Here is a 24,429-nt window from a genome sequence, read left to right as displayed (position 1 = left end):
CGCGGGCCGGTGGCACCGCGACCGGCCCGCAGCCCACCCTCCTGAGACCAGCCGAGGAGCAACCCTCTCGTGTCCCGAACCCTTCTCAGGCGCGGGGTCGTCGCCGCGCTCTGCGCGGCGCTGCTGCCCGTCGTCCCGGCGGCCACGGCCGCCGCATCGCCCAGAACGCCCGCCCCGCCGTCCGACGCGAAGCTCGCACGCGAGGCGGCCCGGCACGACCTCACGCGTGAGCAGTTCTACTTCGTGCTGCCGGACCGGTTCGCCAACGGCACCGCCGCCAACGACCGTGGCGGCCTGACCGGTTCACGGCTGGAGCACGGCTTCGACCCCACCGACAAGGGGTTCTACCAGGGCGGCGACCTCAAGGGTCTGACCGGGAAGCTCGACTACATCAAGGGGCTCGGCACCACCGCGATCTGGATGGCGCCGATCTTCAAGAACCGGCCCGTCCAGGGCACCGGCAAGGACGCATCGGCCGGCTACCACGGCTACTGGATCACCGACTTCACCCAGGTCGACCCGCACTTCGGCACCAACGCCGACCTGGAGAAGCTGATCGACCAGGCCCACGCCAAGGGCATGAAGGTCTTCTTCGACGTCATCACCAACCACACCGCCGACACCGTCGACCACGCGGAGAAGGCCTACGGCTACAAGCCCAAGGGCGCCTTCCCCTACCTCGACAGGACCGGCCGCCCCTTCGACGACCGGGACGGCGTCAAGGAGGTCGACGAGGACTCCTTCCCGTACACCCCGGTGCAGACCCCCGGCACCGGCAAGAAGGTCCCGTCCTGGCTCGACGACCCGACGATGTACCACAACCGGGGCGACTCGACCTGGGCCGGCGAATCCAACGAGTACGGCGACTTCTCCGGGCTCGACGACCTGTGGACCGAGCGTCCCGAGGTCGTGAAGGGCATGGAGAAGATCTACCAGAAGTGGGTCCGCGACTTCGACATCGACGGGTTCCGCATCGACACCGTCAAACACGTCGACCTGGACTTCTGGACCCAGTGGGCCACCGCCCTCGACGCCTACGCGGCGAAGCGGGGCCGGGACGACTTCTTCATGTTCGGTGAGGTCTACTCCGCCGACCCGGCGATCACCTCGCCGTACGTCACCCGGGGCCGGCTGGACTCGACGCTGGACTTCCCCTTCCAGGAGGCCGCCCGGCAGTTCGCCTCCCAGGGCGCCCCGGCCGACCGGCTCGCCTCGGTGTACGGCAACGACTACCGCTACACCACGGACAAGGCCAACGCCTACGAGCAGGTCACCTTCCTCGGCAACCACGACATGGGCCGCATCGGGACCTTCCTGGAGCAGGACAACCCGGGCGCCGGTGACGCGGAGCTGGTGAAGCGGGCGCGGCTCGCCAACGAGCTGATGTTCCTCGGCCGGGGCAACCCGGTCATCTACTACGGCGACGAGCAGGGCTTCACCGGCGCCGGCGGCGACAAGGACTCCCGCCAGACCCTCTTCGCCTCGAAGACCGCCGACTACCTGGACGACGACCAGCTCGGCACCGACCGCACCCATGCCTCGGACGCGTACGACACCACCCACCCGGTCTACCGCTCCATCGCGGGTCTTTCCAAGCTCACCAAACGCCACCCCGCCCTGCGGGACGGCGTCCAGAGCGAGCGGTATGCCGAAGGGCCGGTGTACGCCACCTCGCGCATCGACGCCGAGCGGCCCAACGAGTACCTCGTCGCCTCCAACAGCGCGACCACCCCGAAGGAGGTCCAGCTGACCACCGAGTCGGCCGGGATGAACTTCCGTACGGTCTACGGTGGTTCCGGCGCGGTCCGCAGCGGCACGGACAAGAAGGTCACCGTCACCGTGCCCGCCCTCTCCAGCATCGTGCTGCGGGCGGACAAGCCACTGGGGGCCCCGGCCGCCAAGCCCGCGGTCACCCTGAAGGCCCCGGCCGCCGGCGCCACCGGCACCGTCGAGATCACCGCCGACGTGGACGGCGGCCGGCTCGACCGGGTCGTCTTCGCCGCCCAGGTGGGCAACGGGAAGTGGCGGACGCTCGGTTCGGCCGACCACGCCCCGTACCGGGTCACCCAGTACCTCGACGCTTCGGTGAAGGCGGGAACACCGCTGCGCTACAAGGCCGTTGTCGTGGACCGGGCGGGCCGCACCTCCAGTGCCCTCGCCGCGACCACCGCCGGCCAGGCCCCGCCGTCCCCGAAGCCCGTCGCCGTCGAGCGCGACCGGGCCGTCGTCCACTACCGGCGTGCCGACGGCGACTACGACGGCTGGCAGCTCAAGTCCGGTGGCAGGACCGCCGAGTTCATCGGGCGGGACGCGTTCGGCGCCTTCGCCTGGCTCGACCTGGAGAAGGGCACGAGCTCGGTCCCGTACACCGTCGAGAGGAACGGCACGGCGGACGGGCCGCAGCGGACCATCGACCTCGGGGTGACCGGGCAGGTCTGGATCGAGCAGGGCAAGGACGGGCAGGCGGTCGAAGCGCCCGAGGCCCCGCCGCAGGACACGACGAAGGCGGTCCTCAACTACCACCGCCCCGACGGGGATTACGACGGCTGGGGGCTGCACACCTGGACCGGCGCCCAAGAGCCCACCGACTGGGCCAAGCCGCTGATGCCGGTGAAGAAGGACGCCTACGGGGTCACCTTCGAGGTGCCGCTCGTCGACGGGGCCACCTCGCTCAGCTACATCCTGCACAAGGGCGACGAGAAGGACCTGCCCAGCGACCAGTCCCTGGACCTCGCCACCTACGGCCACGAGGTCTGGATGCTCGGCGGCAAGCCCGGCTACCTGCTCCCGCAGGTCGGCGGGGGCCCGGCTCCCGACCTCACCAAAGCCGAGGCGCAGTGGATCGACGCGAACACCGTCGTCTGGAAGGTGAAGACCACCGACGCCACCAGCCAGCAGCTCGTGTACGCGAGGAAGGGCGGCATCTCCGTCGTCGGCGGGGCGCTCTCCGACGAGGGCCGGTGGCTGCGGCTCACGCCTGGCGCGCTGAGTGACGCGCAGCAGGCCAAGTACCCCCACCTGAAGGGCTATCCGGCCTTCACCGTGGACCCCCGCGACCGGGACCGCGTCCGCGCATCCCTGCGCGGCCAGCTCATCGCCACCCAGCGCGCGGCCAACGGCGCGCTGCTGGCCGCCACCGGCGTACAGACGGCGGGCATCCTGGACGACCTGTACGGCAAGAACGCGGCCTCCGCCCCGCTCGGCCCGGTCTTCCGCAAGGGCACGCCCACCCTGTCCGTGTGGGCCCCCACCGCCCAGGTCGTCGCCCTGGAACTCGGCGGCCGTACGCACCCGATGAAGCGCGACGACCGCACCGGCGTCTGGTCGGTCACCGGAGGGAAGGACTGGCGGGGCAAGCCCTACCGGTACGCCGTGACCGTCTGGGCGCCGACCGTCCAGAAGCTGGTCACCAACAAGGTCACCGACCCCTACTCCACCGCCCTGACCGCCGACTCCGCCCGCAGCCTCGTCGTCGACCTCACCGACCCGAAGCTGGCGCCGCGCGGCTGGTCCGGGCTGAGGAAGCCCGCCGCCACCCCGCTGCGGGACGCCCAGATCCAGGAGCTGCACGTCCGGGACTTCTCCGTCACGGACCGCACGGCCAAGCACCCCGGTGAGTACCTGGCCTTCACCGACACCCGCTCGAAGGGCATGCGGCACCTGAAGAAGCTGGCCGACTCCGGCACCAGCTACGTCCACCTGCTGCCCGTCTTCGACATCGGGACGATCCCGGAGAGGAAGGGTGAGCAGGCCAAGCCCGCCTGCGACCTGTCCGTATACGCCCCCGACTCCCAGGAGCAGCAGGCCTGCGTGAGCAAGGCCGCCGCCAAGGACGGCTTCAACTGGGGCTACGACCCGCTGCACTACACCGTCCCGGAGGGCTCGTACGCCTCCGACCCGGACGGCACGCGGCGCACGGTCGAGTTCCGCCGGATGGTCCAGGGCCTCAACCAGGCCGGGCTGCGCACGGTCATGGACGTCGTCTACAACCACACCGTCGCCTCCGGCCAGGACGACAAGTCGGTCCTGGACAAGATCGTCCCCGGCTACTACCAGCGGCTCCAGGAGGACGGCACCGTCGCCACCTCCACCTGCTGCGCCAACACCGCGCCCGAGAACACCATGATGGGCAAGCTCGTCGTCGACTCGATCGTCACCTGGGCGAAGGAGTACAAGGTCGACGGCTTCCGCTTCGACCTGATGGGCCACCACCCCAAGGACAACATCCTCGCCGTCCGCAAGGCGCTCGACGGGCTCACGCTCGCCGAGGACGGCGTGGACGGGAAGAAGATCATCCTGTACGGCGAGGGCTGGAACTTCGGGGAGATCGCCGACGACTCCCGCTTCGTCCAGGCCACGCAGAAGAACATGGCCGGCACCGGCATCGCCACCTTCTCCGACCGGGCCCGTGACGCCGTACGCGGCGGCGGCCCCTTCGACGAGGACCCCGGCGTCCAGGGCTTCGCCTCCGGCCTCTACACCGACCCCAACTCCTCTCCGGCCAACGGCACCCGCGCCGAACAGCGGGCCCGGCTGCTGCACTACCAGGACCTGATCAAGGTCGGCCTCACCGGCAACCTCGCCGGCTACACCTTCACCGACACCTCCGGCCGTACGGTCAAGGGCTCGGACGTCGACTACAACGGGGCGCCCGCCGGATACGCGGCCGCACCCGGCGACGCGCTGGCCTACTCCGACGCCCACGACAACGAGACGCTCTTCGACACCCTCGCCTTCAAGCTCCCGGCCTCCAGCACGGCCGAGAGCCGGGCCAGGGCCCAGGTGGTGGCGATGGCCGCCTCCGTGCTGTCCCAGGGCCCCTCGCTCGCCCAGGCGGGCACCGACCTGCTGCGCTCCAAGTCCCTGGACCGCAACTCCTACGACAGCGGGGACTGGTTCAACGCCCTGCACTGGGACTGCCGCGACGGCAACGGCTTCGGCCGGGGCCTGCCGCCGGCCGCCGACAACCAGGACAAGTGGTCGTACGCGAAGCCGCTGCTGACCGCCTCCGCGACCATCGCCCCCGACTGCGCCCGGATCGACGGCGCCTCGGCCGCCTACCGCGACCTGCTCACCATCCGCACCACCGAGAAGGAGTTCTCGCTCTCCACCGCCGGGCAGGTGCAGTCCGCCCTGTCCTTCCCGCTCTCCGGCCCGGACGAGACCCCCGGTGTGATCACCATGCGCCTGGGCAAGCTGGCCGTCGTCCTCAACGCCGCCCCGGACACCGCCACCCAGCGGCTCGCCGCACCGGCGGGGCAGACGTACGCCCTGCACCCGGTCCAGGCCAAGGGCGCGGACCTTACTGTCAAACGAGCCAGGTACGACGGGAAATCGGCCAGTTTCACCGTACCGGGACGCACGGTGGCCGTCTTCGTCCTGCGCTGACAGCCACCGGCACTACGGTGACGGCAGACGTCGGCGAAGGAGCCGCGACAGCCGTCCTGGTCCACCACCGGGCCGGTCCCGCCCCCCTCCGCAGGGGGGCGGGACCGGCCCGGTTCGTGCGGCAGGGGTTCCGCCCGGGGCGGGTCGGCTCACCGGCGCCCTCTGCCCCAGCGTGCCGGACGGTGTGATGATGACCCAGGTGGGATTCCTTCCCGAGGAGACGAGCAGCTTCGTCGGGAGGCGGGCCGAACTGGCCCGGCTGGAGACCGCGTTGACCACGCGGCGGATGACCACCCTGATCGGCCCCGGCGGCGTCGGCAAGACCCGGCTCGCCGTCCGGGCCGCCCGCGCCGCCGCCGACCGCTACCCGGACGGCGCCTGGTGGGCCGACCTCTCCCCGCTCTACGACGACGCGCTGCTGCTCCCCACCGTCTCGGACGCGGTCGGGCTCGCCGACCACACCCTGCGCAGGCCCGTCGAGGCGCTCTGCGAATGGCTCAGCGACAAGCGCCTCCTGCTCGTCCTGGACTCCGCCGAACACCTCCGCGCCTCCTGCTCCCATCTGCTGGCCGAGCTGCTCACCACCTCGCCCGGCCTGACCGTCCTGGTCACCAGCAGGCAGCCGCTGACCACCCGGGGCGAGCACGTCGTACAGGTCCCGCCACTGCCGGTCGACGGCGCCCCCGACGCGCTCCAGCTCTTCGAGGAGCGGCTGCGCGCGGGCGACCCCCGGGCGGCCCTGGCCGCCCCGGGCGACCGGGCCGCCGCCGCCGACATCTGCCGCCGCCTCGAAGGCATCCCGCTCGCCATCGAACTGGCCGCCGCGGGTATCGGCCGCCACACCGTGGCCCAGCTCGCCACCCGCATCGGGACCCGCTTCGACGCCCCGGTGGATGCCGAGGACCTCACCGCCTCCCGCCTCGACCTCCTCGCCGACGACTCCCTCTGGCCCCGCCGCCACCGCACCCTGCGCACCACGATCGGCTGGAGCCACGAGCTCTGCACCCCGCTGGAAAGGCTCCTGTGGGCCCGCCTCACCCTGTTCCGTACGGACTTCGACGAGGAGGTCGCCCGCGAGGTCTGCACCGGGGGCCCGCTCACCCCGCACGAGGTGGACCGGGCGCTGCAAGGGCTCGTGGCCCAGTCCGTCGTCCAGCGCGACGGCACCCGCTACCGGATGCTCGACACCCTGCGCGAGTACGGCCGCATGTGGCTCACCGAGCTCGGAGAGGAGCGCGCCGCCGCCGGCCGGCACGCCGCCAGCTTCCTCGGCCTGGCCCGCCGCGCCCACGACGGCTGGACCGGCCCCGACCAGATCTCCTGGTACCACACGGTTGCCGACGCCCACCTGGACCTGTGCGCCGCCCTGGACCACCTGCTCGCCCACGACTCCGCCGGTGCCCAGGAGATGGCCGGCCGGGTCGGCTTCTTCTGGGCCTGCTGCGGCCATCTGTCGGAGGCCCGCGGCTACGCCCAGCGCGCCCTGGACGCCGGCCCGGTGGAGGGCCCGCACCGCACCCGGCTGCAGTGGGTGCTGGGCGTGGCGGCCCTGCTCCAGGGGGACTTCGCCACCGCCGAGACGTACGGGGCGCTCTGCACGGCCATCGCACTGTACGACCGGGACGACGAGGGCATGCTCGGTGCCACCTATCTCTCCGGCCTCACCCAGTTGATGACGGGGGAGCCCGCGGCGGCGCTGGAAGCGGCCGAACGGGTCCTCCGGATGACCGGGGCGGCCCCCTCCGGCGGGGAGCCGGCGGAGCAGCCGGCCGCCGCCTCCGGGTCCGGTGCCGGTCCCGCCCCCGTGGAGTCCGCCCACCGGCTGCGCTGCCGCCTCATCACCGTCTTCGCCCTCACCGCGCTCGGCCGGCTCACCGAGTCCGGGCGGGCCGCCGCCGCGCTGCGCCGGTCCTGCGAGCAGGGCGGCGAGTACTGGACCCGCTCCTACGCCGACTACCAGCTCGCCCTGATCGCCCTGCTCCAGGGCCGCCCGGAGGCCTCCGCCGCCCACGCCCGGGCGATGCTCGCGGGCAAGCACCGGCTCCGCGACAGCTTCGGCATCGCGCTGGGCCTGGACATCCTGGCCGCCGCCATCGCCGCCCAGGGTGCGGGCGCTCAGGCCGCCAGGGTCTACGGCACCGGGCACGCGTACTGGCGGATGGTCGGCCACCCGCAGCGCGGCACCCCGGAACTGGGCCCGGTCCGCGAGACCTGCGAGCTCCAGGCCCGGGCCGCCGTGGGCGACGCCGCCTACCAGCACGCCTTCGAACGCGGCCAGGCGGACAACGCCGAGGTCGGACTCGCCGCCGCGCTGCACAGCGACCTCCAGCTCTGAAGTGCCCTCGGGGGAGTGATGCGGAAGGACGGATTCTGACGGCGGACTACCCCGACCCGCGCATCGTGAGTTAGGTTAGGCAAACCTAAGTGACCGCTTGGGTTTCCTGACCGCCTCTGGAGAACTCGGATGCGTCCTTTCAGCGCCCGTGCCACGCAGCCGACCCGCGCCGAGCGCGTCCGGTCGATCCTCGTCGTCGCCCACTCGATGACGGTGGTGAGCGACGGGGTGCAGACCGAAGTCCGCCGCCTGGACGGCACGGGGGCGATGGGCCACATCCACCTGCACGCCCCCACCGAGGACGGTCACGCCCCGGTCGGGCAGCGGGTCCCGGCCCGCCTGGAGTTCACGGACATCGCGCCCACCCCCGTCCGCGAGCGGCTGCGCGCCCGCGTCACGGTGACCGGGCTGCTGGCGGCCCCGTACAGCACGGACACCGAGAGCTCCACCTGCATGGAGTTCGGCCAGGCGGTCCTCGAGGACGCCGAGGGCCGTACGTTCATCACGCTCGAAGAGCTGGAGCGGACGGAGACCGACCCGGTCGCCGCGTGCGAGGCCGGCATGCTGACGCACCTGGTCGACGACCACAGCGAGCTCGTGCCCCTGCTGCTGCGCCTCGTCCGCCCCCACCCCGACCGGGGGATGGTGCGGGCCGTACCGCTGGCGATGGACCGCTACGGAGTGACCCTGCGCCTGGAGTACCCGCGCACCCACCGCGACGTACGGCTCCCGTTCCCGAAGCCGGTGACCGACATCGACCAGGCGGGCCCGCAGATCCACGCGCTGCTGGCCGCCGCCCGCCGCGTCTCCCACCGCAACGGGCTGCCGGCCTAGGGGCTTTGCCTGCCCAGGGGCTCTGCCGGCCCAGGGGCTTTGCCGGCCCAGGAGCTCTGCCGGCCCAGGGGCCTTGCCGGCCTACGGGCTTCCGTGCGGCAGCCGCTGGGCCGGTACGGCGGGGGCGAGCGCCGAGAGCCGGCCCAGCAGGTCCCCGAACGGACCCTCCGCCGGTTCCTGGGAGAGCACCCGCAGCACGATGCCCGCCATCTCCCGGTCGTACGCGGCGCTGACGGCCGCCAGCGCGGCGAAGTCGTGCACGAGCTGCATCTCCAGCTCCGCGCGCGGGATGCGCCGCCCGTCCAGCCAGATCAGCGCGGTCGACTCGGCGAGCGAGACCCAGGAGCGGACCACCAACTCCAGCCGGGCCGGCGGGTTCACCACCCCCAGATGCGCGATGATCTGCTCGTACGCGGCCTGCCGCACTCCGTCGATCATGGCATTGGCCGTCGAGGAGCCGACGGCCGGGCCGCCGCGCATCAGCGCCGAGAAGCCCGGACCGTGCTCCTCGACGAAGTCGAAGAACCGTCCCATGACCCGCAACAGCCGTGCTCCCAGGGGGCCTTCGAGAGGTTCCAGGAAGCGGGCGGCCAGCTCGTCGGCGGCCCGCCGCAGCGCCGCCTCGTACAGGCTCTGCTTCCCGGGGAAGTAGTGGTAGACCAGCGGCCGTGAGATGCCCGCGGCGGCGGCGATGTCGTCGATCGACACATCCTCGGGGGAGCGCCGGCTGAACAAGTCCAGCGCGACGCCGATCAGTTGCTGCCTGCGCTCGTCGACGCCCATCCTGCGCCGTACCCCGGTCGTCATCCGGACAGCCTAACCGGGGTGCGGGCCGGTGACTTCTCCAGGTCCAGAAGCCGGTGACTTCCACAGGCCCAAGAGCCGGTATCCGCTCCAGGTCCAGGAGCCGGTATCCGCTACAGGTCCAGCACGAGGCGCCCGCCCCGGCAGCGCGAGACGCAGATCAGCATCGAGTCGCCGCGCTCGTCATCGGTCAGCAGCTCGTCCCGGTGGTCGATCTCGCCCGCCAGGACCCGCTGTTGGCACGTCCCGCAGAAACCCTGCTCGCAGGAGTACGGGACATCCGGCAGTTCCTCGCGGACGGCCGCCAGCACGGACTGCCCGGCGGCCACCTGGACGGTCCGGCCGCTGCGGTGCAGCTCCACCGCGAAGGCGCCGGAGCCCGCCGCGTCCGCCGTCGGGGCGGAGAACCGCTCCAGGTGCAGGGTGCAGCCCTCGGGGAGCGCGCTGGTGACGGCGTCCATCAGGGGCTCGGGGCCGCAGCAGTAGACCGCGGTGCCGGGGGCGATGCCCACCAGTGCGGCAGCGATGTCCGGGTGGCCCGCCTCGTCCTGGGCGACCACCGTGACCCGGTCGCCGTCGGCGCCGAGCTTCTCGACCTCGTCCAGGAACGGCATCGAGGCCCGCGACCGGCCCCCGTACAGCAGACGCCAGTCGGCGCCCGACGCGGCCGACGAGCGCAGCATCGGCAGGACCGGGGTGATGCCGATCCCGCCCGCGACGAAGAGGTACGCCTCGGCCTCCACCAGCGGGAACCGGTTGCGCGGCCCGCGCACTTCGATCTCCGCGCCCTCCTGGAGCTGCTCGTGCACCTCCCGTGAACCGCCCCGGCCGTCCTCCACCAGCCGGGCCGCGACCGTGTACGTGCCCGGGTCGTCCGGATCGCCGCAGAGCGAGTACTGCCGCACGAGCCCCGAGGGCAGTACGAGATCCAGATGGGCCCCGGGCCGCCAGCGCGGCAACCGCGCGCCCTCCAACCGTAGTTGTACGACCCCGTCGGCGACGGAGACCCGCTCGGTGATCAGCAGCCGCCGGATGGCGGTCGGCCGCCGCCGGGAGTGCCCGGAGACGGGCTCGGCCAGGGCGGGCATCGGCCAGAGCGGGGACCGGGCGATCCGGCGGCGCAGCGCCCGCCGGGTGAGCAGGGCGGCACCGGCGACGACGGCGAGATGACGCAGACGGGGCGGGGCCATGGGTCAGCGGGTTCCCGTCGTACGGGCCTCGGCGGCGAGCGCCGCGGGCGAGTGGGCGAGATATTCGACGGCCTGGGCCGTGCTGCCCTCCTGCGAGGGGTGGTAGGACCGGCTCAGATAGCTGGGTATGGACCGCAGGATCGCCCCCGTGCTGGGCAGCGTCCCCTGCTTGCCGCCGGCGTGGAACGCCCTGAACGAGGCCTTGCCGTCCAGCAGGCTCGGGTCGTTCTCCATGAAGAACCGGGTCCCGCGCTGCCACAGGAACACCAGCGCGGAGAAGGCCGCCGCCCAGGTCCGCACCCGCCTGCGGTAGCCGCCGTCGACATGCGTGAACACCTCGAACGCCACCGACCGGTGTTCCACCTCCTCCGCGCCGTGCCAGCGCAGCAGGTCCAGCATGGTCGGATCGGCGCCCTTGCGGTCCAGCGCCTCGGCGTTGAGGATCCAGTCGCCCAGGAAGGCGGTGTAGTGCTCGATCGCCGCGATCGTCGCCACCCGCTCCATCAGCCACCACTTCGACGCCCGCCCCGGCGGCAGCGTCCGGTCGCCGAGCAGCTTCTCGAAGAACCAGTCGACCTGCGCGGTGTACGGGGTCGGGTCCAGGCCCAACTCCCGCAGGCGCGGCAGCACATCGTCGTGGGCCTGCGAGTGCACGGCCTCCTGGCCGATGAACCCGATCACGTCCTCGCGGAGCTGCTCGTCGTGGATGTACGGGAGGATCTGCCGGTACACGTGGATGAACCAGCGTTCCCCGGCCGGGAGCAGCAGGTGGAGCACGTTGATGGTGTGCGTGGTGAACGGATCGCCCGGCACCCAGTGCAGGGGGGTCTTCTCCCAGGCGAAGGAGACCCTGCGGGCCTTGAGCGGCGTCCGCTCCGACGCGACCGCCGCTGGCTGCGTGTTAGACATGGTGTCAATGTACTGACGGGTACCCGGGGGGACCAGAGGCGTGCACGGATTGATCGCGCTGATCGCTCCGGCCACGTGACCCCGTCCCCGGAACTTCGGCCCGGCGGGCTCCCGCCGCTTCATGATGGCGGTATGACGAACTCCGTACGGGCACGCTCCTTCGACGGCGTGGCCGCCGCCTACGCCGCGAACCGCCCCTCCTACCCTCCTGCCCTGCTCGACGCCGTCGAGGAGCTCGCCGGCCTGCCCCTGTCCGGGGCCCGGGTCGCGGACGTCGGCGCCGGCACCGGCCTCGGCACCGCGCGGCTGCGGGAGAGGGGCGCCCGGATCATCGCGGTGGAGCCCGGCGACGGCATGGCCGAGCAGTTCCGCCGGAGCCTGCCGGATGTGCCCGTGGTCCGGGGCGACGGCGACCGGCTGCCGCTGCGTACCGGCTCCCTGGACCTGATCACATACGCCCAGGCCTGGCACTGGACCGACCCCGTCCACTCGGTGCCCGAGGCGCGCCGGGTCCTGCGGCCGGGCGGGGCGCTCGCCCTGTGGTGGAACGACTCCGACCCGCGGGTGGAATGGATCGGCGATCAGGACCGGCGGCTGCGGACCTTCTTCGGGGCCGACGTCCCGACCGGGTACGACGACCGGGCCCGCTTCCGTGCCGCGCTGCCCGAAGGGCTCGACTTCCGTACCCGGCTGGTGGCCTGGAGCCGTCGCGTGCCGATCGACGTGCACCTCGCCAACATCGCCACGTACTCCGACTTCCTGGTCGCGGACCCGGCGGCGGTGCGTGACTGCCTGGCCCGCGAACACGCCGAGCTGACCTCTCGGTTCCCGGACGGTGCGGTGGAGGAGGCCTACGTCGTGAGTCTTGCCGTAGCCCGCCCCTGAGCCTGCCTTTGGGTGCAGGATGGGCCGATGGCGACAGAACCGGAACGGCGAGTCGGAGTCGGCCCCCGGGCCGCGGGCACCCTTCTGGCAGCGCTGCTGCTCCTGAGCGGGTGCAGCGCGGGCGGCGAAAGGGAAGCGGCCGACGGCGCCGGGAAGAACCCTCCCTCGGCACCGCCGACCGCGACGGGAACCCTGGAGCAGCTGGCCGAGAGGGCCGGCTGCGAGCCCAACGTACAGACCGACGCCCAGGAGCTCCGCCAGGCCAACTGCCGCACGAGGAGCGGGCGCTACGTACTGACCACCTTCGCCACCGACCGCGGCCAGCGCGAGTGGATCAACGAGGCCAAGGACTACGGCGGCTCGTATCTCGTCGGCCGGCGGTGGGTCGCCGCCGGTGAGGCGAAGGTGGTCGCGGCGCTGCGCGGCCGGCTCGGGGGGACGGTGGAGACCGCCTCGCCGCACCACTCGGGGGAGAGCGGCGGTGGGGGGAGCGAGGAAGGGCACTCCGGTCACCACGGGAGCTGACCGCGCAGGTCGAGGGGGACGGGCGCTACCGGTTCCGGTGCCGCGTCAGCGGCACCGGAACCGACGGGTGTCGGATCAGCGGCACCGGCGCCCGTCGTTGATGCACCGCACCATGGTCTTCATCAGCCGCTGGTCGAAGACGTTGATGAAGTCTCCGTGGTCGGTGATCGGCTTGTGCAGCTGCTCGGGGAAGGAGTCGACGGCGAAGCCGGGCCCCGGCGGCACGTCGTACACGATCCGCTGGACCAGCTGCGGAACCGCCCGGAACCCGTTCGGGCAGCGCCCGCCCGGCTGCGCGAACGCCACATGGGTGCGGTGGTTGGCGCTGTCGGTGTTCTGTCCGTCCCAGCAGTTCTGGAAGGCGAAGGTACGCACCACCTTGCTGCCCTCGGGGCAGATCGGGTACTTGTCCTTCAGCTGGCGGTTCTCGAACCCGGTGCAGCTCCAGGAGGCGTGGGCGTTGGCGTCGCCGTTGGTGAACGCCTTCGCGTCCCCGGTGATGATCCGCAGGAAGCGGGGCATCGCGGTGACCTTCCCGGCGGGGGAGCCGACGAACTTCAACGTCACCTGGGACGGGGTCTGGATCTCGCCGGTATTCTGGTCCTTGCCACCGCCGTCGGCGTTGACGTCGTCCTCGTCCTGACCGTTCTGCAGGCGCAGCACGGGCCAGTAGTAGGTGGACCGGTCGCCCTGGTTACGGCAGGTGGTGGCACCGTTCGCCAGATCGTCGTCGCTGGCGAAGGCGTCGTTGGCCTGGTTGCCGATGTAATCGTGCATGTGGTGCGCGCCGTTGCTCACGCCGGGCGCGACGATGACGTTGTCCGGGTTGAACTTGCCGTTCTCGTTGCGGCCGCAGTCGGTGGTGAAGGTGCCCCGGGAGGCGCCGCGTCGCTGGCGGGGGCGCTGGACATTGGGCTGGACGGACTGGATGTCGACGAAATCGGACGGCTCGGGCCCGTTGCCGCCCTGGCCTTGATCCTGCCCATCGCCCGGGTCCTGGCCGTCGCCCTGGCCTTGGTTCTCGCCTTGGCCCTGGTTGTCACCCTGGCCCTGGTCACCGCCCTGGCCTTGATTCTGGCCCTGGTCCTGCCCCTGGCCGTCGTCCTGGCCACCGCTGCCGTTACCGCCGTTACCGCCGTTGCCGCCGGCACCGCCGTTTTCGCCGTATCCGCCGTTACCTGTATCGCCGCCCGGGCTTCCGGAGGCGCTGTCGTCGGCGCGCAGGCTGCACCCGGCGAGACCTTCGATCCCCACAGGCCGCTCTCCGGCGCGCCCGATGGCGATGCCGATGCGGTCCAGGCTCGCCGTCCGCTTGTTCCGCAACGGGCCGAGTACGGCGTTCTCGGCGAGCCCCGGGTCCTGGGATATCTGCTCCTTCCGGTCGGCGAACTGCCGGTAGGCCTCGGTGATCTGGGTATCCATCGCCGCGAGTTCGCGGTCGACCTCGCCACGTGCCTGCTCAGGCACATCGGGCAGTTCGTTACCGGCATCGGGACAGTCGATGGTGGACATCTGGCGGCCCGCGTCCTGGGCCCGGGGCGTGGGCGGCGAACCGGACGGCCCTCCCCCCGCGGAGGCGTAGACATTGACCGCCACCAGCCCGCCTCCGCCGAGGATCAGGGCAGCGGAGGCGGCTATGGCCCGGTTGGCCGGGCTGGAGCGTTTCTTGCGGGACGTACGGGGTGTACGCGCTGTGCGTCGCATGGGACTCCTCTGCTTCGAGGGAGAAGCGTGACGTCCCATACGGGCGGACCCGGTCCCCTGTTCAGCCCCCCGGCCGATTCGTGCGAAGCTCCAGCGGGAAAGCGGCCCGAATGCGCAACTGCCGTGCGAACAAGGCCATTACGGCATCAACCTGCGCTCAGCCGTGGTCCAGGTAGGCGAGCACCGCCAGCACACGGCGGTTGTCGTCGTCCGACGGCGGCAGGCCGAGCTTCCCGAAGATGTTCGAGGTGTGCTTGGCGACCGCCCGTTCCGTGATCACCAGCTGGGCGGCGATCGCCGTGTTGGACCGGCCCTGGGCCACCAGCTCCATCACCTCCCGCTCGCGCGGGGTGAGCCCGTCCATCGGCTCGTCCTGCGAACGCCGCGACAGGAGCTGGGAGATCACCTGCGGGTCCATCGCGGTGCCGCCCGCCGCCACCCGCCGTACGGCGTCGATGAACTGGTCGGCGTCGAAGACCCGGTCCTTCAGCAGATAGCCGATGCCCCCGTTGCCGTCCGCCAGCAACTCCCGTGCGTACAACTGCTCCACGTGCTGGGAGAGCACCAGCACCGGCAGGCCCGGCCGCGCCCGCCGGGCCGCCAGGGCGCACTGCAGGCCCTCGTCCGTGTGGGACGGCGGGAGCCGGACGTCGACGACCGCGACATCCGGGTCCAACTCGCCCAGAGCCTTGGCCAGTTCGGGCCCGGTCTCCACGGCCGCGGCGATCTCGAACCCGTACGCCTCCAGCATGCGCACCAGTCCGTCGCGCAGCAGGAAGAGATCTTCGGCTAGGACAACACGCAAGGCAGCTCCATGGTGACCATGGTGGGACCGCCCGCGGGGCTGCTGACGGCCAGGACGCCGTCGAATGTACCGAGTCGCCGTTCGATTCCGCTCAGCCCGGACCCCGAGCCGATCCGGGCACCGCCCCCGCCGTTGTCCGTCACGGAGACCCGGAGCATCCCCTCGGCGTGGTGCAGGTCCACCCAGATCCGGTCGCCCCCGGCGTGCTTCACCACGTTGGTCAGGACCTCGCTCACCGCGAAGTACGCCGCCGACTCCACCGACGCCTCCGCCCGCCCCGGCAGCTCCACCGTCACCTCCGTGGCGACCGGCAGCCGCAGGGCCAGTGCCTTGACCGCGTCGCCGAGGCCCCGTTCGGCCAGGACCGGCGGGTGGATACCCCGGACGAGGTCGCGCAGTTCGGTCAGCGCCTCCGCCGAGGACTCCCGGGCCATGGCCAGCATCTCCTTCGCCTGGGCGGGGTCCTTCTCGATGAGCGCCTCGATCGTGCCCAGGTTCATCCCCATCGCGACCAGCCGGGCCTGCGCCCCGTCGTGCAAGTCCCTCTCTATGCGCCGGAGTTCGGAGGCGGCGGTGTCCACCGCCTCGGTCCGCGTCTCGGTGAGCCGGTCCACGCGCTGCGCCAGCGTCTGTTCCGGGGTGGGGGCCAGCAGGGGGCGGACGATGACGAAGTGCAGCCGGAGCAGCGGCGCCGCCGCCCACAGCCCGGCCACGAAGATGACGACCCCGAGCGCCAGCGCGGCCAGCCCCGTCCCCTGGCTGCTCACCGGCACGAACCCGTACCAGTACGGGTCGTCCTGGAACACCCGCCACAGTCCCGCCGCGAGGACGAGCCCCTCGACCGGGTAGATCAGCAGGGTGGCGGCGAGCAGCGCCACGACCGGGCCCGCCGTCATGTCGACCAGCAGCCACTGCAGGTCCCGCCAGGTCGCCGGGTCCTTCAGCAGCAGCGAGGTCCGCTCCACCTGCCCGGTGACACCCCCGCGCAGGTCCGGCGGGAGCGGGCGGTACGGCACGGGTATGCGCACGCCGGACCAGTCGGCCGCCCACAACCGCCGCTGGTTGGCATGGCGGCGCACCGCCTCCAGCACCACCGGGGTGGTGAACACGCCGATGCCCAGCAGGATGAGGGTGATCGAGAGCACCGCGAGGACGAACAGGGTGACGGAGACCGCCAGCCCGTAGACCGACAGGGCCAGCCCTCGTCCCGCCGCCAGCATCGGCGGCCGTACCCGTACAGCGAGTGTGTTCATCGTCGTCCGTCTCCCCTCGCAGGACCCGGACCGGCCCCGCTCCGGATCAAGTCTCGCCCCCGTCGGCCCACTCGCGGCAGCCGGTCCGCCACCCACCCGGGGGTGTAGCCAGCACCACCCCCGCCGCTGGCCCCGGCTCCACCCGAGCAGGGTCCCCGGGGCTGGGGCGGCACCCAGCAGACCTGACACACACGGGCGGCCCCGGACCACGGAACGAGACCGTGGTCCGGGGCCGCCGGACGTGCAAGAGGTCGGTCAGGGCGTGTACTTGTACCCCACCCGGCGGACCGTCTGGATCGAACGGCGGTGCTCCGCACCGAGCTTGCGCCGCAGCCGGGCGACATGGACGTCGACGGTGCGCCCGTCGCCCACGTGCCCGTACCCCCACACCGTCGTCACCAGCTGGTCGCGGGTGTGCACCCGGTGGGGGTGCGCCACCAGGTGGGCCAGCAGCTCGAACTCCAGGTACGTGAGGTCGAGGGTGACCCCGTCGACGGAGGCCGTCCGCCGGGTCGAGTCGATCCGGACCGGGCCGGGCGACGGCGCCTCCTCGACCCGCTCCGGCGCCGGCTGCTGGGGGAGGGGCGCGAGGCCCTGCCGGCCGGGCTGGGAGGCGGCGACCGCACCGGCGAGCGCCGGCTGCTGGTCGGCCGGGACGAGCACCAGGTAACCGATCATCGGCGGCTGGCCCGGCAGGGCGGGAAGCGTGTGCTGGGGAGCGGGCAGCCAGGTCGCGCCCGGCGGCAGGAAGTCGGCCACGTCGGAGAGCCGGGCGACCTCGTCACGGTCGACGGCGCGCAGGCGGTGCCGGTTGGGGGAGAGGGAGCGGGCGGTGGGGTTGGCCGCAGCGGGCGCCGGGGAGGCTGCGGTGGCAGCGGAAGCGGCGGAGAATGTACGGGTGTTCGCCATGGAGGGTCAGCTCTTTCGCGCGAGGAGTCGTCGAGGACGGACTTACGTCGTGCGCGCGGACCGAAGGCCGGGGTGAGCGGCTTTAGAGGGCCTGCGCGTTCCACGCGCGGCAACACACCCGGTCGAAATCATGGTGCTGACGGGAAGGCCAGAACGGCTCGAGGTCGCTGCGACCCGACGCGATGTACTGGAAGCTGGCCATGGCTCCATTGAAGCAGACATCGCGGCTGTGCATCAGACTCCTCTCACCCGTCGATACGGCCTCCTGGCGTTACCTTCCTCACGCTGTGCTTCATCGCGCTCACCTTTCCTTCCCCATGTCTCCAACGAGCGGGGAATCGCATGCGAAGGGCCCGCCGGTGATCCGGCGGGCCCTGTCGTGTACGGCTTCGGGAATCAGACCTGGCCGGCCTTCTCCAGCGCGGTGCAGCAGGTGTCGACGATGAGCCGCGTGACGACGTACGGGTCGACGTTGGCGTTGGGACGCCGGTCCTCGATGTAGCCCTTCTGGTCCTGCTCGACCTGCCAGGGGATACGGACCGAGGCGCCGCGGTCGGAGACGCCGTAGCTGTACTCGTTCCACGGGGCGGTCTCGTGCAGACCGGTGAGCCGGTCGTCGATGCCCGCGCCGTAGTTCTTCACGTGGTCCAGCGGCTTGGAGCCCTCGCCCAGCGACTCGCACGCGGTGATGATCGCGTCGTACCCCTCGCGCATCGCCTTGGTGGAGAAGTTGGTGTGCGCGCCCGCGCCGTTCCAGTCGCCCTTGACCGGCTTCGGGTCCAGCGTCGCGGAGACGTCGAAGTCCTCGGCGGTGCGGTAGAGCAGCCAACGGGCCACCCACAGCTGGTCGGAGACCTCCAGCGGCGAGAGCGGACCCACCTGGAACTCCCACTGGCCCGGCATCACCTCGGCGTTGATGCCGGAGATCCCGAGGCCCGCCGCCAGGCAGTTGTCGAGGTGCTTCTCCACGATCTCCCGGCCGAAGATCTCGTCCGCGCCGACACCGCAGTAGTAGCCGCCCTGCGCGGCCGGGAAGCCGCCCTCGGGGAAGCCGAGCGGGCGGTGGCCGGCGAAGAAGGTGTACTCCTGCTCGATACCGAAGACCGGGGCCTGGCCCGCGAACTGCTCGGCGACCGGACGCAGCGCGGCCCGGGTGTTGGACTCGTGCGGCGTCATGTCGATGTCGAAGACCTCGCACAGCACGAGGATGTCCACGCCGCCGCGGATCGGGTCCGGGCAGGTGAAGACGGGCTTCAGCACCCGGTCGGAGGCGTGGCCCTCGGCCTGGTTGGTGCTGGAACCGTCGAATCCCCAGATGGGCAGATCCGCCACGTCCTGCGACGGCGTGCCATCCATGATCTTCGTCTTCGAGCGCAGCTTGGCGGTCGGCTCGGTGCCGTCTATCCAGATGTACTCAGCCTTGAACGTCACGGACGCCATCCTTTGCGGGTGCAGCGGTCTATGCCGCGCAGCTTCGCAAGACGCCGTTTCCCGTCCGTTGCCCGAGTGTGAACCCCGTGTTACCGAGGTTTCCTGCCTCAGGAGGACGCCCTGTCCGGGCCCGTCCTGCGCCGTCCTGCCGCGCAACCGCCCCTCCGCGCCTCACACATGCCCCTTGAGGAGCTCCGAGAACCCGGCCGCGCGGATGCGCCGCACCAGCTCCTCGCGGCTCGACCCCAGCGCCTCGGCCGCCCGGGACAGCTCCCAGTCCGCGTCCGCGAGAGTGTGCAGCAGATAGCCGCGCCGGATCTGGGCGTCGGAGAGCCGGAACGTCTTGAGGTAGGCGACCTGCCCCTTGTGGTCGGTGATCGTCTCCCCGATGTGCTGCCCGCCGCCGTCCCGGACGAACGGCGGCAGGAACCGCCACAGCGTGAACGACCCCATCCGGTACACCCGGTCGAACCCGTACGAGGAATCCAGCAGCTCCCGAGCGAACAGCGTCTCGTGCGCCTCCTGCCACGCCCGCTCCTGCCCGCGCGCCGCCGCCCGCAGATCGGCGAGCGTACGGATGTGCTCCTCGCCTCCGATACGCGCCCCGAACTCCGCCACCGGGGCCCCGTACAGCCCGTACTGGTGGACCAGCTCCCCGTACAGGTCCTCCACCAGCGAGGCGTGCAGCAGCCGGTAGTCCTCCGGGTGCGGCACCGCGAACGCCGCGGCGAGCGCGTCGGAGACGTACACCATCACCCCGCACTGGTCCGGGTGGATCTCGAAGATCCGCAGCGCGTCCCCGAGCCCGCGCACCGACCATCCGAGGTAGGTGTCCTCCGCGCGCGGCGAGAGCCCGGCGCGCAGTGCCCGGCGCGACCACTCCTCCCAGGCGGTCGACGGGCCGCCGAAGTGCAGCGCGAGGTACCCCTCCAGGGCCAGGTGGAGCGGCAGGAACCGCAGCCGGTCGCCGGGGCGGCGCTTGGCCATGCGGTGGTGGGTGAGCCGGGGCAGCCGGATGGTACGCGGCGCGGCGCGCCCGTCGCCGAGCTGGGTTCCGTACGCCGCCGACCGCCCGCCGGCGCGCGGCACTTCGGGGTCCTGGCCCGACCAGTCGGCGACCAGCCCGTGCGGGATGTAGGAGACGTAGCGGCTACCGGGCCCGAGCTCGACGAGCCCCACCCCGAGCCCTTCGTACACCTCCCGGTGCAGCCGGAGCCCTTCCACCGGCGCCGCACGCACCAGCGGTACGAGCCGGACGCCGCCCCATACCTGCGCGGGCCGCGTCGCGAGCCCGGTGAGTTCCAGCCGGTTCACGCGACCTCCCCCTCTCCCAGGAGCCGGTTCACGAAGCCTCCACCTCTCCCAGGAGCCGGTTCACGAAGCCTCTCCCTCGCCCTCACCCAGGAACAGCGCCACCCGCCGGTCCAGATACGCGTGCAGCTCCGCCGCCCCGGTGCGGCCCTCCGCGAAGCGGGCGATCTCCACCAGCGCGGGCAGATCCTCCGCGTCCCGGATCCCGGCCGTCGGCACCCCTGCCGCGAGCCGCCGCACGTCGAAACCGTCCGCGTCGTATACGGGGTTCACATGCACCACACCCGTCCGCCGCTCCGGATCCAGCCGCGACCGCCATACCCGCAGCACCTCTCCCGCCAGACCCGCCGGGGCGTTGTCCCAGCCGTCCGACACGATGACCAGCCGGTCCGGGGCCGCGCCGTCCGGCCCGGGCTCCAGCGCGTCCAGGACCCGCATCCCGAGCGGGGTCGGCCCCCACGGACGTACGAGCAGGGCGTCGCCCCGGCCCGAGGTCCACAGCGCCCGGTACGCGCCGGGTGCGGCGAGCGCCTCCAGCAGGTGATGGCAGGCCAGGGCCACGGCGAGCGGCCGCCGCCGCTTCTGCCCGGACCCGGACGAGGAGAAGCTGTCGTCCAGCACGGTGTGCACCCGGCCCCAGCTCCCGGCGTGCCCACCCGCGGCCCGGCGGGCGGCGGCACGCAGGGCGCCGGTCAGCTCCGCGCGGCGGGCGGCGCGCTGCTCGAAGGGGAGCGCGAGGACGTACAGCGCCAGCCGGGTCAGCGGCACCACGGTCAGATCGGCATCCGGCCGCCGGTCGCCCACCACCCGCTGCTCCTGGGTGCGCAGCCGCTCCAGCCGCGTCATCCGGGGCGCGGCCCGCTTCAGGAACACCTCGCGCTGCATCCCGTGCCGGGCCGCGAACCCCTCCGCGACGGTGAACGGCAGCTCGGCCACGGCCCCCTGCTCGTAGTGGGCGCGCCGCCAGGCGTCCAACAGCCGGTGCTCGTAGCGCGGCAGCCTCCCCGGCCGGAACAGGAACGCCCCGATCTCGGCCGACGGCCCGGCCCCCTCGGCGCAGCGCAGATGGATGTGCCGGGCGGCCGTCCTCACCCCGCTGCGGTACTTTACCGCGTCGTGCCCCAGGTCCGGCCGGGCCACCAGCCAGTCGCGCATGATCGCCCGGGTGCGCCGGTTGTTGATCCCGGCCCGGCGTACCTCGCCGAAGAGGCGGTAGACCCGCTGCGGAGGCAGCCGCGCCAGCCGGGCGGCGATCAGGCGGCCCTCGGTGCGCCGCTCCTCGGCGCTCGCCTCGCCCGCGGTCTCCAGCAACCCGAACACGATCCGGGCGGCGTTGTGGTCGTTGATGTCCAGGGCTAGTGAAGCGGCGTACAGGTGGCGGTAATTGACCCGTACATACGTGTGCAGAAACTCCAGCGAAAGCTGCTGGCCGACGGCGTCCGAACGGAACTCACGCTGTCCGGTCGCGGTGATCGCCGCGTTCACGAAGAGCAGGACGTCTTCGGCGGCCACGAGATCGGCAAGGGTTTCGGGCGTGTTCATGGTCTTCCCCCGGTGGACGCAGACGCCGGCCGGGGAATGGAGGCGCGAACAACGAAATCATCGCTATACAGGCACGTCTCGGAAGTCGCAGCCGAAGTCCCGCGGCCGGCTCCCGAAACGTAACCGGGGACGCCCGTTCTCCGCCACCGCATTCGGCCGGTTCCTCGCGGTGCCGGCACACCAGGCACACTGGCCCCATGACGACACCCGCCGACACCACCACCCCCGCCCCCCTGCGCATCGGCCTCCTCGGCACCGGCCCCTGGGCGCGCAACACCCAGGCTCCCGCGCTCGCCGCCCACCCCGGCGTCGAGCTGAGCGGGGTGTGGGGACGCCGCGCGGAGGCGTCGGAGGTCCTCGCCGCCGCCCACGGAACCCGGGCGTACACCGGTGAGGCGGGGATCGACGCGCTCCTGGAGACCAGCGACGCGGTGGCCTTCGCGCTGCCGCCCGACATCCAGGCCCCGCTCGCGGTCCGGGCGGCGCGGGCGGGCCGGCACATCCTGATGGACAAGCCGGTCGCCACGACGGTCGAGGGGGCCCGCGCGGTCGCGGAGGCGGCCGCGAAGGCGGAGGTCGCCTCGGTGGTCTTCTGCACGCTCCGCTTCACGCCCGAGACCTCTGCGTGGATCGCCGAACAGACGGCGCTGGGCGGCTGGTTCACCGCCCGCGCCCAGTGGCTCGGCTCGCTCTACGCCGAGGGTTCGGCCAGCGAGTACGCCGATTCGCCGTGGCGGCGCGAGAAGGGCGGCCTGTGGGACGTCGGCCCGCACGCGCTCTCGGTGCTGATCCCGGTGCTCGGCGAGGTCACGGAGCTGACCGCCGCCCGCGGCCCCGCCGACACCACCCACCTGATCCTGCGCCACACCTCCGGCGCCTCCAGCACGGTCACCCTCGGCCTGAGCGCCCCGCCGGCCGCGGCGGGCATGGACATCGAGCTGCGGGGCGAGCACGGGACGGCGGCGATCCCGGACTGGGACGGCGCGGAGGCCGCCTTCCGGGGAGCGGTGGACGCGCTGGCCGAAGCGGTACGTACGGGGGTGCCGCACGCCTGCGACGCCCGCTTCGGCCTCCACCTCACGGAGCTGCTGGCGGAGGCGGAGAACCAGGCGGGGTAGCCAGGGGAGGTCACCCCGGTGGCGGGTCAGCCACTCGGGAGGTCACTCCGGCGGGAGGGCCCGGCACAGGGCCTCCAACGCCTCCGGGTAGGCGTGTTCGGTGGGCGTGGCGTACCCCACGACGAGCCCGTCCCGCTCACCGTCCGCCTCCTCCGCCCCCGGGTGCCGGTAGTCGGCGAGCCCCTCCACCGCTAGCCCTTGCCAGGCCGCGGCCCGCACCACCGAACGCTCGGTGCCCGGCGGCAGCTCCACCACCGCGTGCAGCCCCGCCGCGATCCCGGTGACCCGGACGTGCGGGGCCCGCCGCTCCAACGCCGCCACCAGCTGGTCCCGGCGCCGCCGGTGGCGCTGCCGCATCCGGCGTACCTGGCGGTCGTACGCGCCCGACTCGACGAAGTCCGCGAGGGTGAGCTGCTCGATGGCGCCGGAGAACTGCTCGCGCTCGCCCTTCGCCGTGACGACGGGCACCACCAGCCGCTCGGGCAGCACCATCCAGCCGATCCGCAGGGCGGGGGAGAGGCTCTTGCTCACCGACCCCAGCAGCACCACGTGCTCGGGATCGAGCCCCTGGACGGCGCCCACCGGCTGCCGGTCGTAGCGGAACTCCCCGTCGTAGTCGTCCTCCACGACGAGCCCGCCCGTGGACCGCGCCCAGTCGACCGCCGCCGCCCGCCGCGCGGGGTGCAACGGGCCGCCGGTCGGGAACTGATGGGCGGGCGTGAGCAGGACGGCCCGGTCGCGGCGGGTCAGTTCGCCGACCCGGGCGCCGTCCCCGTCCACGCCCACCGGACGGGTGCCGACCCCGTGCGAGGCGAGCAGCCCGCGGTGGAACGGCAGCCCGTACGCCTCCGCCGCCCAGGGGCCGCCCACCACCTCCGCCAGCAGCCGCAGCCCGTGCGCGGCTCCCGAACAGAGCACGATGCGCTCCGGCGCGGCCCGCACCCCGCGCACCCGGGTCAGATAGCCGGCCAGGGCTCGCCGCAGCTCGGGCCGCCCGTGCGGATCACCGGGCCCGAACGCGTCGTCGGGGGCGGCGGCGAGCGCCCGGCGCGCCGAGGCCAGCCAGGCGGTGCGCGGGAAGGCCGAGGGGTCCGGCCGCCCCTGGACCAGGTCGTGGACCGGGCGGGAGGGGCGGTCCGGGGTGCGCGGCCGGTGGGCGGGCGTCACGGGCGCGGCCCGCTCGGCGACCCGGGTGCCCGAGCCCTGGCGGGCGGCGAGCCAGCCCTCCGCGACAAGCTCCGCGTAGGCGTCGGCGACGGTGTTGCGGGCAAGGCCGAGGTCGGCGGCGAGGGAGCGGTAGGGCGGCAGCCGGGTGCCGGGGGCGAGCCGACCGCTGCGGGCGGCCTCGCGGAGGGCACCCATCAGGACGGTGCGGCGGTTGCCCGTAGCGGAAAGCTCCAGCGGCAAATCACTGCCCAGGATCTCCGCTGAATTGACCCATGAATTCGTCATGGAAATGCACCCCGCAACCGGTCGCCCGTCCTCG

17 protein-coding genes are annotated in these 24,429 nt (G+C 72.6%); 6 read left to right on the top strand and 11 right to left on the bottom strand.

Features of this window, described 5'->3' with window-relative positions:
* Positions 1 to 69: 69 nt before the first annotated feature.
* From pulA to ACIQAK_RS02015, 3 genes are all read left to right on the top strand, one after another.
* The gene (gene pulA / locus ACIQAK_RS02025; protein ID WP_366388228.1) at positions 70 to 5,388 is read left to right on the top strand and encodes a pullulanase-type alpha-1,6-glucosidase; all 5,319 of its coding nucleotides are present in this window, start codon (positions 70 to 72) and stop codon (positions 5,386 to 5,388) included.
* A gap of 187 nt (positions 5,389 to 5,575) precedes the next feature.
* Positions 5,576 to 7,723 carry an AAA family ATPase gene (locus tag ACIQAK_RS02020; protein WP_366388229.1) on the top strand — a complete coding sequence of 716 codons (2,148 nt, stop codon included), beginning with the start codon at positions 5,576 to 5,578 and terminating at the stop codon, positions 7,721 to 7,723.
* A 129-nt stretch (positions 7,724 to 7,852) separates the two neighbouring features.
* Complete coding sequence (locus ACIQAK_RS02015; protein ID WP_366388230.1) at positions 7,853 to 8,557, top strand: DUF2470 domain-containing protein; 705 nt, start codon at positions 7,853 to 7,855, stop codon at positions 8,555 to 8,557.
* A gap of 81 nt (positions 8,558 to 8,638) precedes the next feature.
* Here the strand turns inward: ACIQAK_RS02015 and ACIQAK_RS02010 are convergent, their stop codons facing one another.
* The 3 genes from ACIQAK_RS02010 to ACIQAK_RS02000 all read right to left on the bottom strand — a co-directional run bounded on the left by ACIQAK_RS02010 (position 8,639) and on the right by ACIQAK_RS02000 (position 11,460).
* A complete protein-coding gene (locus ACIQAK_RS02010; RefSeq protein ID WP_366388231.1) occupies positions 8,639 to 9,364 on the bottom strand; it encodes a TetR/AcrR family transcriptional regulator in 726 nt (241 codons plus the stop codon).
* 110 nt (positions 9,365 to 9,474) lie between these two features.
* Entirely contained in the window at positions 9,475 to 10,551 is a 1,077-nt protein-coding gene (locus tag ACIQAK_RS02005) for a PDR/VanB family oxidoreductase (protein ID WP_366388232.1), read from the bottom strand.
* 3 nt (positions 10,552 to 10,554) lie between these two features.
* Complete coding sequence (locus ACIQAK_RS02000) at positions 10,555 to 11,460, bottom strand: metal-dependent hydrolase (RefSeq protein ID WP_366388233.1); 906 nt, start codon at positions 11,458 to 11,460, stop codon at positions 10,555 to 10,557.
* A gap of 132 nt (positions 11,461 to 11,592) precedes the next feature.
* Between ACIQAK_RS02000 and ACIQAK_RS01995 the strand changes: the two genes are divergently transcribed.
* Complete coding sequence (locus ACIQAK_RS01995; RefSeq protein WP_366388234.1) at positions 11,593 to 12,345, top strand: class I SAM-dependent methyltransferase; 753 nt, start codon at positions 11,593 to 11,595, stop codon at positions 12,343 to 12,345.
* 27 nt (positions 12,346 to 12,372) lie between these two features.
* Positions 12,373 to 12,870 carry a hypothetical protein gene (locus ACIQAK_RS01990; protein ID WP_366388235.1) on the top strand — a complete coding sequence of 166 codons (498 nt, stop codon included), beginning with the start codon at positions 12,373 to 12,375 and terminating at the stop codon, positions 12,868 to 12,870.
* Positions 12,871 to 12,945: 75 nt separating this feature from the next.
* Here the strand turns inward: ACIQAK_RS01990 and ACIQAK_RS01985 are convergent, their stop codons facing one another.
* From ACIQAK_RS01985 to ACIQAK_RS01955, 7 genes are all read right to left on the bottom strand, one after another.
* A complete protein-coding gene (locus ACIQAK_RS01985) occupies positions 12,946 to 14,574 on the bottom strand; it encodes a DUF1996 domain-containing protein (protein ID WP_366388236.1) in 1,629 nt (542 codons plus the stop codon).
* 157 nt (positions 14,575 to 14,731) lie between these two features.
* A complete protein-coding gene (locus ACIQAK_RS01980) occupies positions 14,732 to 15,379 on the bottom strand; it encodes a response regulator transcription factor (protein ID WP_366388237.1) in 648 nt (215 codons plus the stop codon).
* Positions 15,364 to 16,632, bottom strand: coding sequence for a sensor domain-containing protein (locus ACIQAK_RS01975; RefSeq protein WP_366388238.1), 1,269 nt, complete (start codon positions 16,630 to 16,632; stop codon positions 15,364 to 15,366). The genes ACIQAK_RS01980 and ACIQAK_RS01975 overlap by 16 nt, the downstream gene beginning before the upstream one ends.
* 255 nt (positions 16,633 to 16,887) lie before the next feature.
* Positions 16,888 to 17,541 carry a winged helix-turn-helix domain-containing protein gene (locus ACIQAK_RS01970; protein WP_366388239.1) on the bottom strand — a complete coding sequence of 218 codons (654 nt, stop codon included), beginning with the start codon at positions 17,539 to 17,541 and terminating at the stop codon, positions 16,888 to 16,890.
* Between the two features lie 396 nt (positions 17,542 to 17,937).
* Entirely contained in the window at positions 17,938 to 18,972 is a 1,035-nt protein-coding gene (gene glnII / locus ACIQAK_RS01965; protein ID WP_366388240.1) for a glutamine synthetase, read from the bottom strand.
* 171 nt (positions 18,973 to 19,143) lie between these two features.
* The gene (locus tag ACIQAK_RS01960; RefSeq protein ID WP_366388241.1) at positions 19,144 to 20,286 is read right to left on the bottom strand and encodes an ARPP-2 domain-containing protein; all 1,143 of its coding nucleotides are present in this window, start codon (positions 20,284 to 20,286) and stop codon (positions 19,144 to 19,146) included.
* A gap of 60 nt (positions 20,287 to 20,346) precedes the next feature.
* A complete protein-coding gene (locus ACIQAK_RS01955; RefSeq protein WP_366388242.1) occupies positions 20,347 to 21,825 on the bottom strand; it encodes a hypothetical protein in 1,479 nt (492 codons plus the stop codon).
* A 197-nt stretch (positions 21,826 to 22,022) separates the two neighbouring features.
* Between ACIQAK_RS01955 and ACIQAK_RS01950 the strand changes: the two genes are divergently transcribed.
* Positions 22,023 to 22,943, top strand: coding sequence for a Gfo/Idh/MocA family oxidoreductase (locus tag ACIQAK_RS01950; protein WP_366388243.1), 921 nt, complete (start codon positions 22,023 to 22,025; stop codon positions 22,941 to 22,943).
* A gap of 42 nt (positions 22,944 to 22,985) precedes the next feature.
* On the opposite strand, the gene ACIQAK_RS01945 is transcribed toward ACIQAK_RS01950, so the two are convergent.
* Entirely contained in the window at positions 22,986 to 24,395 is a 1,410-nt protein-coding gene (locus tag ACIQAK_RS01945; RefSeq protein ID WP_366388244.1) for a PLP-dependent aminotransferase family protein, read from the bottom strand.
* Positions 24,396 to 24,429 lie beyond the last annotated feature (34 nt).

The organism is Streptomyces sp. NPDC088706 (genome assembly GCF_044752765.1).
GTDB lineage: Bacteria > Actinomycetota > Actinomycetes > Streptomycetales > Streptomycetaceae > Streptomyces.
Note: the sequence above shows the minus strand (reverse complement) of the source record. Positions and strands in the feature narration are given on the sequence as shown.